Origin of the sequence: Pseudoalteromonas sp. SWYJZ12, from assembly GCF_015864395.1 — a bacterium.
GTDB lineage: Bacteria > Pseudomonadota > Gammaproteobacteria > Enterobacterales > Alteromonadaceae > Pseudoalteromonas > Pseudoalteromonas arctica.
In genome coordinates this window covers 42,657-57,209 of the sequence record NZ_JADYXH010000017.1, presented here as the reverse complement: position 1 = coordinate 57,209, position 14,553 = coordinate 42,657, and the positions used below count along the sequence as shown (strand labels likewise).

Below are 14,553 nucleotides of genomic sequence, written 5' to 3'. Positions count from 1 at the left end.
GCATGGCTGCTCCTGATTTTGTTCATTTAAGAGTTCATTCAGATTTTTCGATGGTTGACGGCCTTGCTAAAACAAAGCCAATAGTTGCTAAAGCGCAAGAGCTGCAAATGCCCGCTATTGCGATTACCGATCAAATGAACTTTTGTGGCTTAGTGCGTTTTTACGGCGCAACACATAACGCCGGTATTAAGCCTATTGTGGGTGCTGACTTTTGGGTTCGTAGCCCTGAATTTCCTGATGAGCCAAGCCGTCTAACCATATTAGCCAAAGACAACGACGGCTATAAAAATATTACCTTATTAATATCTAAAGCGTATCAACGTGGGCATGTGTTTCATCGCCCAGTGATTGACCGAGAATGGCTGGTGGAGCATAAAACGGGCTTAATTATTCTCTCGGGCGCTAAAGATGGTGACTTAGGTAAAGCGTTACTAAAAAATAATCCAAGTGTTATTGAATCGGTAGTTAGCTTTTATAAGCAGCATTTCAGCGATAACTACTACCTTGAGCTTGTGCGCACTAACCGACCGCTTGAAGAAGACTACTTACACATGGCGGTAGAGCTTGCTACCAAAGAGCAGTTACCTGTTGTAGCGACCAACGAAGTAGTGTTTTTAAAGCCTGAAAACTTTGAAGCGCACGAAATTCGCGTTGCTATTTTTGACGGCTACACGCTTGACGATAAACGCAGACCTAAACGGTTCTCTGAAGAACAATACCTAAAAACATCAGAGCAAATGGCTGAGCTGTTTAGCGACATTCCAGAAGCCCTACAAAACACAGTAGAAATAGCTAAACGTTGTAATGTAACGGTTCAGCTAGGGACTTACTTTTTACCTGATTACCCAACTGGCTCACTCAAGATTGATGAGTTTTTAGTTAAAGTGTCAGAAGATGGTCTTGAAGAGCGATTACAGTTTTTATTCCCCGATGAAGAAGATCGAAAAGTAAAACGCGTTGAATACGATGAGCGACTTGATATAGAGCTTGGCGTAATTAACCAAATGGGATTCCCAGGTTACTTCTTAATCGTAATGGAGTTTATTCAGTGGAGTAAAGATAACAATATTCCGGTTGGGCCTGGTCGTGGTTCAGGTGCGGGTTCGTTAGTTGCGTACGCACTTAAAATTACCGATTTGGACCCACTTGAATTCGACTTGCTTTTTGAGCGGTTTTTGAATCCAGAACGTGTATCAATGCCCGATTTCGACGTCGATTTCTGTATGGATAGACGAGACGAAGTAATTGATCACGTGTCGGCTTTGTATGGGCGAAATGCCGTATCGCAAATTATTACCTTTGGTACCATGGCTGCAAAAGCGGTAATACGCGATGTAGGGCGAGTGCTTGGGCACCCTTACGGGTTTGTTGATCGTATTTCAAAAATGATTCCAGGCGATCCTGGGATGACACTTGCTAAAGCGTTTGATATAGAGCCGCGCTTGCAAGAAGCCTACGATGGCGATAACGAAGTAAAAGATTTAATCGACATGTGTCGCATCCTAGAAGGGTGTACACGTAACGCCGGGAAACATGCGGGTGGCGTAGTAATATCGCCAACCACTATTACCGACTTTGCTGCACTTTATTGCGATGACGAAGGTAAGTTTCCGGTAACGCAATTTGATAAAAACGACGTAGAAACTGCAGGCTTAGTTAAGTTCGATTTCTTGGGTTTACGTACACTGACTATATTGCAGTGGGCGGTCGAAATGACCAATGTGCGCATGGAGCGCCAAGGTAAAGACCTCGTTGATATAAATACCATCCCACTGGATGATAAAAAAAGTATTGAATTGCTACTTCGCGCCGAAACAACCGCTGTATTCCAGCTAGAATCGCGCGGTATGAAAGACTTAGTACGCCGACTTAAGCCCGACTGCTTTGAAGATATGATTGCACTCGTGGCCTTGTTCCGACCAGGTCCGCTGCAATCAGGCATGGTAGATAACTTTATCGACCGAAAACTGGGCCGCGAAGAAATCTCATACCCAGATGCGCAGTATCAGCACGAAAGCTTAAAACCAATACTTGATCCAACGTACGGCATTATCTTGTATCAAGAACAAGTAATGCAAATTGCGCAAGTACTAGCAGGTTACACGCTAGGTGGCGCCGACATGCTGCGTCGTGCAATGGGTAAGAAAAAACCCGAAGAAATGGCAAAGCAGCGTTCAACGTTTGAAGATGGCGCAAGAAATAACGGCATTGACGGCGAACTCGCAATAAAAATCTTCGACTTGGTAGAAAAGTTCGCAGGTTACGGTTTTAATAAATCTCACTCGGCGGCGTATGCACTTGTTTCGTATCAAACGCTGTGGATGAAAACGCATCATCCTGCAGAGTTTATGGCTGCGGTAATGTCGGCTGATATGGATAACACCGACAAAATCGTTATTTTGGTGGATGAATGTGAAAACATGAAGCTCACCTTATTGCCGCCAGATGTGAATGCAGGTGAATTTAAGTTTACAGTAAACTTGCAAGGCGAGATTGTTTACGGCATTGGCGCGATAAAAGGCGTAGGTGAAGCACCGGTTGATGCAATATTAGAAGCGCGTGCAAAAGGGGGCCCATTTAAAGATTTATTTGATTTTTGTGCCCGAGTTGATTTAAAACGCTTAAATAAACGCGTGACCGAAAAATTAATTTATTCAGGTGCACTCGATAATTTAGGGCCAGAAAAAACCCAAGCTGGCCGTGCTACATTACTAGCTAGTTTAAAAAGTGCAATGCGGGCAGCCGACCAACACAACAAAGCTGAGCTATTAGGGCAAAGTGATTTGTTTGGTTTATTAGCTACTGAGCCTGATGAAGTAGAACAAGCCTTTATTAAAGCCACAGGCCTCACCGATAACGAATGGTTAGATGGTGAAAAAGAAACCCTAGGCCTTTATTTAACTGGGCATCCGATAAATCAGTACCGCCGTGAGCTTAGGCATTATACCAGCGGGAAAATAGTTGATTTACAGCCAACGAACCGCGATGTATTTGCAACAGCCGCAGGTTTGGTGATTGCTTCTAGGGTATTAATTAATAAAAAAGGAAATCGTTGGGCCTTAGTAACTTTAGATGACAAGAGTGCACGGATTGATGTACGCTTGTATTCAGACGAGTTTGAAAAGTACCAAGATATGCTCCAAGTTAACAATATCTTGGTAATATCTGGACAGGTCAGCTTTGATAACTTCTCCGGTGGTATTACAATGACCGCCAGAGAAATAAACACCATTGCTCAAGCGCGTGAAAAGCGTATTAAAGCGATTAAAATGACGCTGAACATGGTGCAAGTCGAGGCAGGTTTCTTCGATAAATTACAAAAAGTACTCGAACCCTATAAAATGGGAACGTGTCCGATCAAGGTTTATTACCAACGTCCAGATGCGTTGGCGCAATTAACTCTTGGGATCGAATGGTGTGTTACGCCAAGTGACGACTTAATTCATAAGTTATCACTAATGGCTGCGCAAGATGTAGAACTAGAATTTAACTGATTAGGTAGTTTAGAGCATGAGCCTCAATTATCTTGATTTTGAGCTTCCAATTGCAGAATTAGAAGCAAAAATTGAAGAATTACAAAATATAAGCCGCGCTGGCGAATTAGACCTTGAGTTAGAAGAGGAAGTCAGCAAATTAAAAGAAAAAAGTGCCAAACAAAAACAGGAGATTTTTTCTAATTTAGGCGCTTGGCAAGTATCACAGTTAGCACGTCATCCGTTGCGTCCTTACACTCGAGATTATATCGAGCGCATTTTCACGGAATTTGACGAGTTTGCTGGCGATCGTACTTTTGCTAACGATCCGGCTATTTTAGGAGGCGTTGCGCGTTTAGATGGCGAACCAGTAATGGTTATTGGCCAACAAAAAGGCCGTGACACTGCTGAAAAAATTAAACGCAACTTTGGTATGCCAAAGCCAGAAGGTTACCGTAAAGCTTTACGCTTAATGGAAATGGCTGAGCGTTTTAAAATGCCAATCATGACCTTTATCGACACGCCGGGTGCATACCCAGGTGTTGGCGCTGAAGAACGTGGTCAATCTGAAGCAATCGCGCGTAACTTAAAAGTAATGGCGACACTTAAAGTGCCGACAATATGTACGGTTATTGGTGAAGGCGGTTCAGGTGGTGCATTAGCGATTGGTGTTGGCGACAGAGTTAACATGTTGCAATACAGCACTTACTCTGTAATTTCGCCTGAAGGTTGTGCGTCTATTCTTTGGAAAAGCGCCGACAAAGCCCCACTTGCAGCAGAAGCAATGGGTGTAACCGCAGAGCGAGTTAAAGAACTAGATTTAATCAGTAACTTAATTGATGAACCTCTAGGTGGCGCGCACCGCAATTACGATGCTATGGCACGTAACTTAAAAGTTCGCCTTAAACGTGACTTAGCAGACCTACAAGCGCTTACGCTTGAAGAAATGCTTGATCAACGTTACAAACGTTTAATGTCGTTTGGTTATTGCTAAACACATTAAATGTTAAAAAAAAGCCGCTTATGCGGCTTTTTTGCTTTAAAATGTTCAGAGTTTTTATATAAAAGTGCGCCCATATGCATACATCAGCAATTTATCAGCAATTAAAAAAATCATTAAATAGCTATATTGAGCAAGGTAACACCGCTTTTACAGTGGCGCTTTCTGGTGGCGTTGATTCTGTGGTGTTGTTGCATTTAATGCGCACTTTAAAAGTAGATAACCCTGCAATTAATGTATCGGCTATTTATGTCCACCATGGCTTGAGCCAGCATGCTGATGACTGGCAACACTTTTGCAAAAACGTATGCATTGAGCTTAATGTGCCTTTTGAAGCTGCGAAAGTTGTAATTGAGCAGCAGTCGCGCGCAAGTCTTGAAGCCCAAGCACGCGACGTCCGTTATAAAGCACTTGATGAACTAAGCCCACAAGGCAGCATTATTTTACTGGGCCAACACTTAAACGACCAAGTAGAAACGTTTTTACTGCGCTTAAAGCGTGGCTCGGGTTTAAAAGGGCTTGGCGCCATGCACCAAGCGCGTTTGCTGCAAAGTGGGCGTATATGTTTTAGACCATTGTTAAATGTAGCTCGCAGCGATATAGAAGCGTTTGCAACGCAGTTTAGTGTTAGCCACATAACCGATGACTCTAATACAGATGAAAGTTTTGATCGTAACTTTTTACGCTCAAAAATAGTACCTGTGTTAGCTGATCGCTTTAATGGGTTTGAACAATGCACTGCACGAAGTATTGAGCTACTACAGCAGCAGCAAGCATTACTTGATGAATATACTCAGCTTGATTTAAATAAGTGTATTAACGAGCATCAAGCACTTTGCATTGGCCAGATAAGCGAATACAGCGCAGCGCGCATTGCAAATATAGTACGTGCGTGGCTTGCACTATTTACACAAGTGATGCCATCGCAAAAGCAGCTCGAGCAAATTATTAATCAAGCAATGTGCGCAAAAAACGATGCACAAATGCGTATTGATTTGCTCGATGGGCAAATACGTCGTCATCAAGGTTATTTGTATTTTGTAACACCAAGTGAAGTATTAACAGATATTGAGCTGAATCATTCACAGCTAAAACTGGCAGACGGGCGCTTATTAATCAAAAACACCGGTTGCGGAGTAAGACCTCCACACGCTAATGAGCAAGTAATTGTTCGCTTTAATTGCAATAGCGCACGCATTAAACCACTTAAAAAGCCTGGTAGTAATACAGTTAAGCATTGGTTTAAAGATGCAAAAATAGCGCCCTGGCTTCGCGCCAGTGTGCCGCTTATTTTTTATAATGATGAATTAGTTCAAGTGGTTGGTTATTTTATAAGTGCTAAGCATATTGATGAAAATGGTATTTTTTGGGAGTGTAAATAAATGAGTAAACAGCCGCATGTTGGTTTGTCGTTAGTTACTAAAGCGCCAGTGGGTATGCTAATAACGGCCGTTATAGCTATTATTGCTAATATTTTACTTGAGCTAAATATAGTTACGCTAGGTTATGCAGTTGCGGGTGGAATTGTATCTGCAGTGCTTTTATTAGCTTATTGGTTAGGTAAAGGTGGATTGTTTTTTATTTTAGGCGTGAGCCTGCCACTGCTTTTAGTATTATTTACACCGCTTGCTACTATTACCGCATTACTTAATTTAATTAGCGGATTCTTTTTTGGTTTTTGTGCTGCTTTGTTTATTTATAAATTGGTAAGTGCAAAGCCTAGCGGGGGAAGCTAGGCTTTTTTATTCAATTAGTGTGAACAAATGTTAGTAGGCTTTTGCGCAGTTTCTACCAGATGCTTTTGCTTTGTATAAGCCTTTATCGGCGCGAGCAAATATTTCAGTTTCGCTGTCTTGGCTGTTAGCTAAAGTAAAACCAACGCTGGTTGTTACTCTGTATTTAGACATTAGGGGCGATTTTCTTACTAAGCACATTATGCGCTCAGCGACGACCTTGTTAGTTGTAAACTCTGGGTCTTCAATAAGTAGAGCAAACTCATCACCACCAAATCTAAATACAGAGTCGGTACCGCGTATGCTGCTACACAGTACTTTTGAGAATTCTTTAAGTGTATCGTCACCAATTTTATGACCAAAGTTGTCGTTAACTTGTTTAAAGTTATCTAAATCAAGCAGCATTAAACTAAATGGGCGTTGATAACGACGACAGTTTTCAAGCTTTTGCAGTAAAAAGTCGTTAAATTGACTACGGTTGTTTAAGCCTGTTAATGCATCTTTTGTGGCAAGTTTTAGTACACGGCTATACATCATCGCATTACGAAGTGGATAAACCAGCGCAGTATGTAAAGTATGTAGTTTTTTCTCAATTGCTTGACCAAGCGGGAATTTACTAAAGTAAATTAGCTGGCCTAAATGATCTTTATCAATAGATAGATCAAAGGTATATGGAGTATTACCTGTATTGCTATCTGAAGTTTGAGCTGTACCTAAAGTTGATTGAAACTGCAATCCAGAAAAATTGAGCAATTGTTTTGCAAATTTAGCATAAATAGCCAGAACATCCTCGATCACTAAGCTTGTTTGTAGCTCTGCGACGAGTTTATGTGTTTCTGTTATTTCATTTGTTGGCGAATGTTCAGCTGAAAACGGCAAAAAATCACCGCGACCAGACACATGCTGCGTCAAAATATGGACGTTTTCCATTAAATTCTCCCCCGTGGGTATTACTTTGCAATACCTAAGCGATTTTTGTGCCATATTTTAAAACTGGCTGAAAAACAGAAGGTTGCTATATTTAAAGTAAGTCCCTTGGTTTAATTGACGCGTGAGGCCGAATTTGCAGAGTATTAACGTTCAAATTTTTGGCTTGCTAGTGGCAGCAGTTCTTTTTGTGTGGTTTTTTAAACGCATTGGCTTGCCGCCTATTTTGGCGTACCTAGCAACGGGGGTTTTAGCCGGTAGTCATGGTATTGGTTGGTTAGCGCAATCTCACGAAATAGAGTTTGTAGCAGAGCTTGGAATTGTGTTTTTGTTATTTAGTTTGGGGTTAGAATTTTCTATTTCGCGGCTAATGGCAATGCGAAGCCTAGTATTTGGGCTGGGCTCGTTACAAGTAGGTATAACCAGTTTACTCTTCATTATTATTTTATATTGTTTAGACTTTTCCCTACTCACCAGTTTTACCATTGGTACAATTATGGCGCTTTCTTCTACGGCTGTAGTGGTTAAGCTATTAAAAGAAACGGGTGAGCTTAATCAGCGCCGTGGGCAATTGGCCGTTGGTGTACTGCTTTTTCAAGATATTGCTGTTGTTCCTCTATTAATAATACTTCCTTTATTTGCATCAAGCGACTCTCAAAGTATTGGTTGGGCTTTAGCGTTTGCCCTAAGTAAGGGCGCATTTGTATGCGTGCTTCTTTGGGCAATTGGTAAATGGGTATTGCCCATTGTGTTTAAAGAAATAGCGCAAGTACGAACCGATGAGTTGTTTGTGCTTACCACTATATTAGTAGCCTTATTTGCGGGCTTTTTAACGTATATGTTTGGCTTGTCTATGGCATTGGGCGCTTTTTTAGCGGGAATGATGTTAGGTGAGAGCCATTACAGGCATCAGTTAGAGGCCGATATACGTCCATTTCGCGATATTTTAATGGGGCTGTTTTTTGTAACTGTGGGTATGCAGTTGGATATTTTATTTGTACTGGCGCATATAGTAATAATTATTGGCGCATTGCTTGGGTTACTCGTATTAAAAATTACAGTAGTAGCACTTAGTGCGCGGCTAATGCATGAGCGAAACCAAGACTCGCTCGCCTGTGGCATTATGCTGTGGCAAATGGGGGAGTTTGGTTTTGTACTTATAGCACTTGCTGGCCAGCATCAGTTATTAAACTCAGAGCAAGCTTCATTTTTAATTGCCCTTGGTGTGTTATCAATGGCATTTACACCATTTTTGATTGATAAAACGCCATTTATTTTAAAGCGTTTTGGTATACTCGATCGCCCTAGTTTAGCGCTGGAGAGTGAGCCACAAAGTAGTACACTTTATAGCGACCATGTTGTTATTTGTGGTTTTTCGCGTGTTGGGCAAACTATAGCGCGTTTTTTAAAGCCCGAAGCAATAGACTACGTTGCCATTGAAAGTAACCCAATTTTAGTACAAGAAGGCAAAGCGGCAGGTGAGCCTGTTATATTTGGCTATGTTAAACAAAAAGATATTTTAAAGTGCGCAGGAGTAGAGCGAGCTCGCTTGGTTATTATTACTTTTACAGAGCTTGATCACGCACAAGTTGTTATTGATGCCATAAAACAAATAGCGCCCAACGTTAAAATACTTATTCGTACTCGTGACGATAGCCAGTTAGATTATTTAAAAGGGCTAGGCGTAACCGAAGTAGTGCCAGAGTCGTTAGAGGCGAGCTTAATGCTCGTGTCGCATGTGTTGTCTATGTCGGGCGTACCGATGACGCGTATTGTGCGTAGAGTAAGTAAAGAACGTCGTAATCGTTATCCGTTAATGCAAAGCTTTTACGCAGGGTATTTTAAAGATAGCGAAGATGCCTCAAGTGAACGATTAGAATACTTACATGTTGTAGCGCTACCTCAGCAAGCTTATGCCGTGGGTAAAACAATTGAAGATCTTAATTTAGAAAAGCGGCGAGTACTCGTAAAAGCACTGCGCAGAGAAGGAGCCGAAATAGATACGCCATCAGCGCAAACAACATTATTGGCTAATGACGTTTTAGTATTACAAGGTAAACCAAGGCGTGTTGAGCGGGTAGAGCACTACCTGCTCGACGGAATCGAATAGTGACTTAGATTAATCTAACTCTGAAAGATTAATCTAACTCTAAAAATTCACGCATCTTAGGCAGCTGCGCCATACCATCTTCGTAGCCAATTTGCATTAAATGCTGGGTGTAGCGTTTTTCAAACAATAGGTAACTGGTTAAACTCGATTGCGAATGCTTTTTTACACCTATGGTACGTAGCAATACTTTAATGGCCCATGGCATATCGTCGTAATACTGCGCTGCAATTGCGTTAAAGTTTTGCGAAGGGTTAATGACAAAGGTATCTATTTGTTTAAGTTCTTGATGTTTGTCGCGAGCGGGTAATAGCCCTAATGTTCGGTTAACACGAGCCAAACGCTCTAAATCCGATTGCATAGTGTCGGTAAATACACTGTCGAGTAAATGCCCTGCAACAGCAGATAGACCCGGATAATGTGGCGAGTAACCCGGTGGGTGTAATTCTTTGGGTTGGTCGACCCCAATAATAAATATTTTTTCAGCGCCTAAATGAATCGACGGACTCAGCGGAGAAAGTTGATGTATAGAGCCATCCCCAAAGTAATGGTTATAAATATTTACACTTGGAAACACCATAGGGATGGCACTCGATGCCATTAAGTGCTCAACATTAATACGAGTTGCACGGCCTTCGCGTTTAGCACGCTGCCATGATGTTTGCGTATTAGATTGAAAAAATGCAACAGAGTCGCCCGTTGTATAACTTGAGGCCGTAATAGACAGCGCATCTAAATAATTACGATGTAAATTGCGCTCAATGCGGTGTAAATCTAAAATTTCGTTTAATAAACCACGCAGAGGGCGGTTGTTTAGCAAGCTCGCCGGTGGATGGTTAATATGTTCTGACTGAAAGCTCGTTAAAATATTACGCGCAATATGACCAAATACGCTTAAAAAATCACTTTTATAGACCATAGAGGTTGAAAAGTTTTTCCAAACTGATTCAAGCTTTCGTACAGCCAAATGCGCACAGGAGGCGTAACATGCTAACGCAGCTGAGTTAATAGCCCCAGCAGAGGTGCCATTTATTACTCTAAATGGCAATGGAGCAGTACGAGGCATACTATGAGCTAGCGCTTTAAGAACACCCACTTGATAAGCAGCACGTGCGCCACCACCTGTGAGTAATAAGGCAATTTTAGGTTTTTGTGGATCAACTTGCTTGATTTTCATATTGGTGGTTAAACTGTTCTACGTCTTTACTTTATTTATTAACTGTAAGTCTTTAAGCTAGAAGAATCAAAGGATAACTGCCCTAATACTTATTACATTGTTTAATCACCCAATTTAGTACTTAACTTACTTTGCTATAATTGCCGTATTATAAAATGTAATAGTATTTGTGTAAGAATGAATTTAATCCACTTAGCGTACTCTAAGTGATATCGCATTTTAATTTTTATGGAGTTCGTATGTCAGATAAACCAGAAGCATCAGATGTTCAAAAACGTCCACCTAATAACAATATTCTTTTCGCCGTTATTATTTTAATAGTCGTAGCATGTGCGGCCGCCTTCGTATTGCTAACACCCAGTGACGAGCAAGCAACACGCACTGAGGTAGAGCCCACAGTTAAAGAACAACCTATGATGGAGCTTAAACCCGAGAACGACCCCGTGGTAGATGCGCCGTCTGTAAATCTAGAAAAGCCAGCAGAGCTTGAAGTACCAGCACAAAGTCCAAGTGAGGCTGTGCCAGAAGTAGAGCCACTACCAACGCTTAACGAAAGTGATGCAGTTGTTGTTGCTAAAATGGACGAGTACCTAAGCGACTCAGTAATGAGCTTAATGGTGACCGACGATGTTATTCGTCGTGGTGTGGTATATGTAGATAACTTAGCAAAAGGAAAAATAGCTAAAAAGCACATGCCTGTTGTACAGCCAGAAGAAAAATTTAGCGTGAATGAAGGTGATATCTTAACTATTAACCCTAACAGCTACGAGCGTTATACACCGTATGTGAAAATATTTACCAGTATGAGTGCAGCGCAAGCCGTTCGCATGTACGAAGAGTACAAGCCACTTATTAATAATGCATACAGTGAAATTGGTTACGGCGATGACGAGTTTAATCAAACGCTAACCGATGCAATCGATTTATTACTTGATACGCCAGAGCCTGAAGGTGACTTGCCGTTACTTCGTGATTCAGTAACGTATCAGTATGCGTTTTCGGAGTGGGAGCAATTACCAGATGCACAAAAACAGCTTTTACGTATGGGTCCAGAAAACATGAAAAAAGTAAAAGCAGCATTACGTAATATAAAAGCGCAGTTAGAGAACAATTAATACGCACTAAAATAGCTAAATACGCCGCGATTGTATATGAAGTATGCAATCGCACTTTCTTTTTAGATTATCCCTTGAATAACAGAGCAAAAGTAGAGATAATCCCTCCCGCGCCAACCAAGGCCCTCAATGGTAGTCTTATTGGTCCTCTCGCAACACTAGCAGGCGAACCTGGTCAGGCCCGGAAGGGAGCAGCCACAGTTTGTGACGTGTGTGCCGAGATGTGGCTGGTAAGACTGCCACCCAAATTCCTCATTTGGGTGTTTGAACTAATAAACTTAATTCCTCAAAAATAATTCCTCTAATTAAATAATACTATTTATTTATAGATTACTTTATAGATTGTTATGTCATTTTTGTTAAAAATATTACTAATAACTACATGATAGTATTAATTAAAAGTAAATTAACCTCCCTTTTAAACATGTTGCTCATCCTCGATTCGTAAATACGACTTAAGTCTAGATTGTGTAGTACGAAGTTAGGATTAGAATAATGTCAAATTTAGAGAGGAGCTCAGTATGCACTTGGAACGTATTCGCAATAGTAACCTGCATGACAAGGTGATGCCGGCAGAACAAGCAAGCCAATTTATTAAAGATGGAATGACTGTAGGGATGAGTGGTTTCACTCGCGCCGGAGAAGCTAAAGCAGTACCCAGAGCATTAATTGAGCAAGTCAAAAAAAATCCAATCAAAATAAATTTAATGACGGGTGCGTCATTAGGTAATGATCTCGACAAGCTATTAACAGAAGCGGGCATTTTAGCGCGTCGTATGCCTTTTCAAGTAGACAGCACTTTACGTAAAGCGATTAATAACGGCGAAGTTATGTTTATTGATCAGCATTTATCTGAAACAGTTGAGCATCTACGAAATCATCAATTAACCATGCCTGATGTAGCTGTTATTGAAGCAGTCGCTATTACCGAAGAAGGGCATATTGTGCCAACTACATCGGTTGGTAACTCAGCCAGTTTTGCTATTTTTGCCAAACAAGTCATCGTTGAAATTAATATGCTGCATAACCCGAATCTTGAAGGTTTGCATGACATATACATTCCATCTTATCGTCCTACTCGCCAACCAATGCCGTTAGTTAAAGTAGATGATAGAATTGGTAGCACTGCTATTCCTATCGATCCTGCAAAAATTGTTGGTATTGTTTTTACTAACCAAAGCGACTCGTTTTCTACCGTTACCGACCCTGATGAAGACACCGCCGCTATTGCGCGCCATTTAGTTAACTTTTTTAAAGATGAAGTGGCTCAAAATAAATTGCCAGCTAATTTAGGTCCGCTGCAAGCAGGCATTGGTAACATTGCTAATGCTGTAATGATGGGACTACTCGATTCTGACTTTAAAGACCTAACAATGTACTCTGAAGTACTACAAGATTCGACGTTTGACCTAATTGACGCAGGTAAGCTTAGTTTTGCATCGGGCAGCTCAATTGTGTTGTCTGAGCGTTGTAATGCGCAAGTATTTAATAACTTAGAGCAATACAAAGACAAGCTAGTGTTACGCCCTCAAGAAATTTCTAACCATCCTGAAATAGTGCGCCGTTTAGGGATTATTGCAATAAACACCGCGCTTGAGTTTGATATGTATGGCAACGTAAATTCAACACATGTGTGTGGCACACGAATGATGAATGGTATTGGCGGCTCTGGTGATTTTGCTCGTAATGCTCATTTAGCAATATTTGTGACTAAATCGATTGCTAAAAATGGCGCTATTTCAAGCGTAGTGCCTATGGCGAGTCATGTTGATCATAACGAACACGATGTTGATATTTTAGTAACCGAGCAAGGCTTAGCTGATTTACGCGGTTTAGCGCCGCGTGAGCGAGCGATACAAGTCATTAAGCACTGCGTGCACCCAGAATATCGCGAAGCGATGTTAGACTATTATGAGCGCGCTTGTGAGCGTGGCGGGCATACCCCTCATTTACTAGAAGAAGCGTTTAGCTGGCATATTCGTCTTGAACAACAAGGCAGCATGAAAAAAGTATCTGTAACCGATGCTCAAGTGCAACTGTCTGCATGAGCATTTTGGTTTATTAATATTGAATTAGTAAGTTTTATACTTACTTTTGAACCGCACTAGTGTCAGCTCAATCAGCTTTGATTAGTGCGGTTTAATAAAAACTTTAAGTCCAAAATAATTTTATACCTACTCTTTGCATACCTTTCTTAATCACCTTCATTACTGTTATTTTATTCACTTAGGTTTAAGTGCTACTACCATTATTAAGTGTGTAATGTGCTTATTAAAAATACAGGTACTAAATGGCATTTTATAGAGGATTAGAAGAGCGACCTTACAGTAAAACCAGTTAAGGGCTTGGTTTATATTTTGCCTGAAGGTTTTGAGTCTGATTTAGCATATTGAATAAATACGTGCGTTAACTTTGTAGAACCTTTGCTGCCCAAACCTTTTAAAAAACGACCCGCACTTAAGTAAATTAGCGAAGTATCACCTTAATTAAAATAAGCAATGCAATCAAATTACTGGCGCTATGAGTATGAATAACGCATAATTGAGCGACTGCTCACTTATGCGTTTTTTTACTTATGTATGATACATACTATTTCAAAAGACGCTTTGAACACTAGTTTGTAAAGCTGTTTATTAGCACAGCTTTAAATTTTTTAGTAAATAAAAGAGAGAATGTAATGATTAAAGTAAGCGTATTATACCCAAATAATGAAAGTGCTACTTTCGATATGGACTACTACTGTAAAACACATTTACCACTAGTTGCAGAGTTAGTTGGTAAAGCGCTTATATCAAGTAGTGCAGATGCAGGTTTAGCTGGTGGCGCACCGGGCGAAGCGCCAACTTATATTGCTATGGGGCATTTAGTGTTTGAATCGGTAGAATCTTTTCAGCAAGCCTTTGCACCTCATCAAGAAGTAATAGCGGCTGATTTAGTTAATTTTACTAACGTGTCTCCAGTAATTCAAATTAGCAATATTGCTGGGTAAATTACACGCTAAAACTAATTTAAGAATTACTT

General features: G+C 40.8%; 10 protein-coding genes and 1 other RNA gene. 9 read left to right on the top strand and 2 right to left on the bottom strand.

Translation table 11 applies throughout. From position 1 onward, the window contains the following. The first annotated feature begins 2 nt into the window (after positions 1–2). The 4 genes from dnaE (at position 3) to I6F42_RS15760 (ending at position 6,209) form a co-directional block, all read left to right on the top strand. Positions 3–3,494, top strand: coding sequence for a DNA polymerase III subunit alpha (dnaE, locus tag I6F42_RS15775; RefSeq protein ID WP_197152763.1), 3,492 nt, complete (start codon positions 3–5; stop codon positions 3,492–3,494). 16 nt (positions 3,495–3,510) lie between these two features. After that, on the top strand, positions 3,511–4,467 hold the full coding sequence (gene accA, locus I6F42_RS15770; RefSeq protein ID WP_007581016.1) for an acetyl-CoA carboxylase carboxyl transferase subunit alpha: 957 nt from the start codon (positions 3,511–3,513) through the stop codon (positions 4,465–4,467). An 83-nt stretch (positions 4,468–4,550) separates the two neighbouring features. Next, positions 4,551–5,855, top strand: coding sequence for a tRNA lysidine(34) synthetase TilS (tilS, locus tag I6F42_RS15765; RefSeq protein WP_010553735.1), 1,305 nt, complete (start codon positions 4,551–4,553; stop codon positions 5,853–5,855). After that, a complete protein-coding gene (locus I6F42_RS15760; protein WP_010553734.1) occupies positions 5,856–6,209 on the top strand; it encodes a hypothetical protein in 354 nt (117 codons plus the stop codon). A gap of 30 nt (positions 6,210–6,239) precedes the next feature. Here I6F42_RS15760 and I6F42_RS15755 read toward each other — a convergent pair whose 3' ends face one another. Beyond that, positions 6,240–7,136 (bottom strand): GGDEF domain-containing protein, encoded by an 897-nt coding sequence (locus I6F42_RS15755; RefSeq protein WP_010553733.1) that lies wholly within the window; start codon positions 7,134–7,136, stop codon positions 6,240–6,242. A 133-nt stretch (positions 7,137–7,269) separates the two neighbouring features. Here I6F42_RS15755 and I6F42_RS15750 point away from each other — a divergent pair, with 133 nt between their 5' ends. Continuing rightward, positions 7,270–9,243, top strand: coding sequence for a monovalent cation:proton antiporter-2 (CPA2) family protein (locus tag I6F42_RS15750; RefSeq protein ID WP_197152761.1), 1,974 nt, complete (start codon positions 7,270–7,272; stop codon positions 9,241–9,243). 28 nt (positions 9,244–9,271) lie between these two features. Here the strand turns inward: I6F42_RS15750 and I6F42_RS15745 are convergent, their stop codons facing one another. Further along, positions 9,272–10,417: a patatin-like phospholipase family protein gene (locus I6F42_RS15745; protein WP_007584072.1), complete on the bottom strand. Its 1,146-nt coding sequence runs from the start codon at positions 10,415–10,417 to the stop codon at positions 9,272–9,274. Positions 10,418–10,656: 239 nt separating this feature from the next. Between I6F42_RS15745 and I6F42_RS15740 the strand changes: the two genes are divergently transcribed. The 4 genes from I6F42_RS15740 (at position 10,657) to I6F42_RS15725 (ending at position 14,521) form a co-directional block, all read left to right on the top strand. Continuing rightward, the gene (locus tag I6F42_RS15740) at positions 10,657–11,532 is read left to right on the top strand and encodes a DUF3014 domain-containing protein (protein WP_197152760.1); all 876 of its coding nucleotides are present in this window, start codon (positions 10,657–10,659) and stop codon (positions 11,530–11,532) included. A gap of 139 nt (positions 11,533–11,671) precedes the next feature. Beyond that, an RNA gene (gene ffs / locus I6F42_RS15735) (signal recognition particle sRNA small type) lies at positions 11,672–11,768 on the top strand. Between the two features lie 285 nt (positions 11,769–12,053). Next, positions 12,054–13,580: an acetyl-CoA hydrolase/transferase family protein gene (locus I6F42_RS15730; protein ID WP_197152759.1), complete on the top strand. Its 1,527-nt coding sequence runs from the start codon at positions 12,054–12,056 to the stop codon at positions 13,578–13,580. A gap of 629 nt (positions 13,581–14,209) precedes the next feature. Further along, positions 14,210–14,521 carry an EthD family reductase gene (locus I6F42_RS15725; protein ID WP_002958288.1) on the top strand — a complete coding sequence of 104 codons (312 nt, stop codon included), beginning with the start codon at positions 14,210–14,212 and terminating at the stop codon, positions 14,519–14,521. The last annotated feature ends 32 nt before the right edge of the window (positions 14,522–14,553 follow it).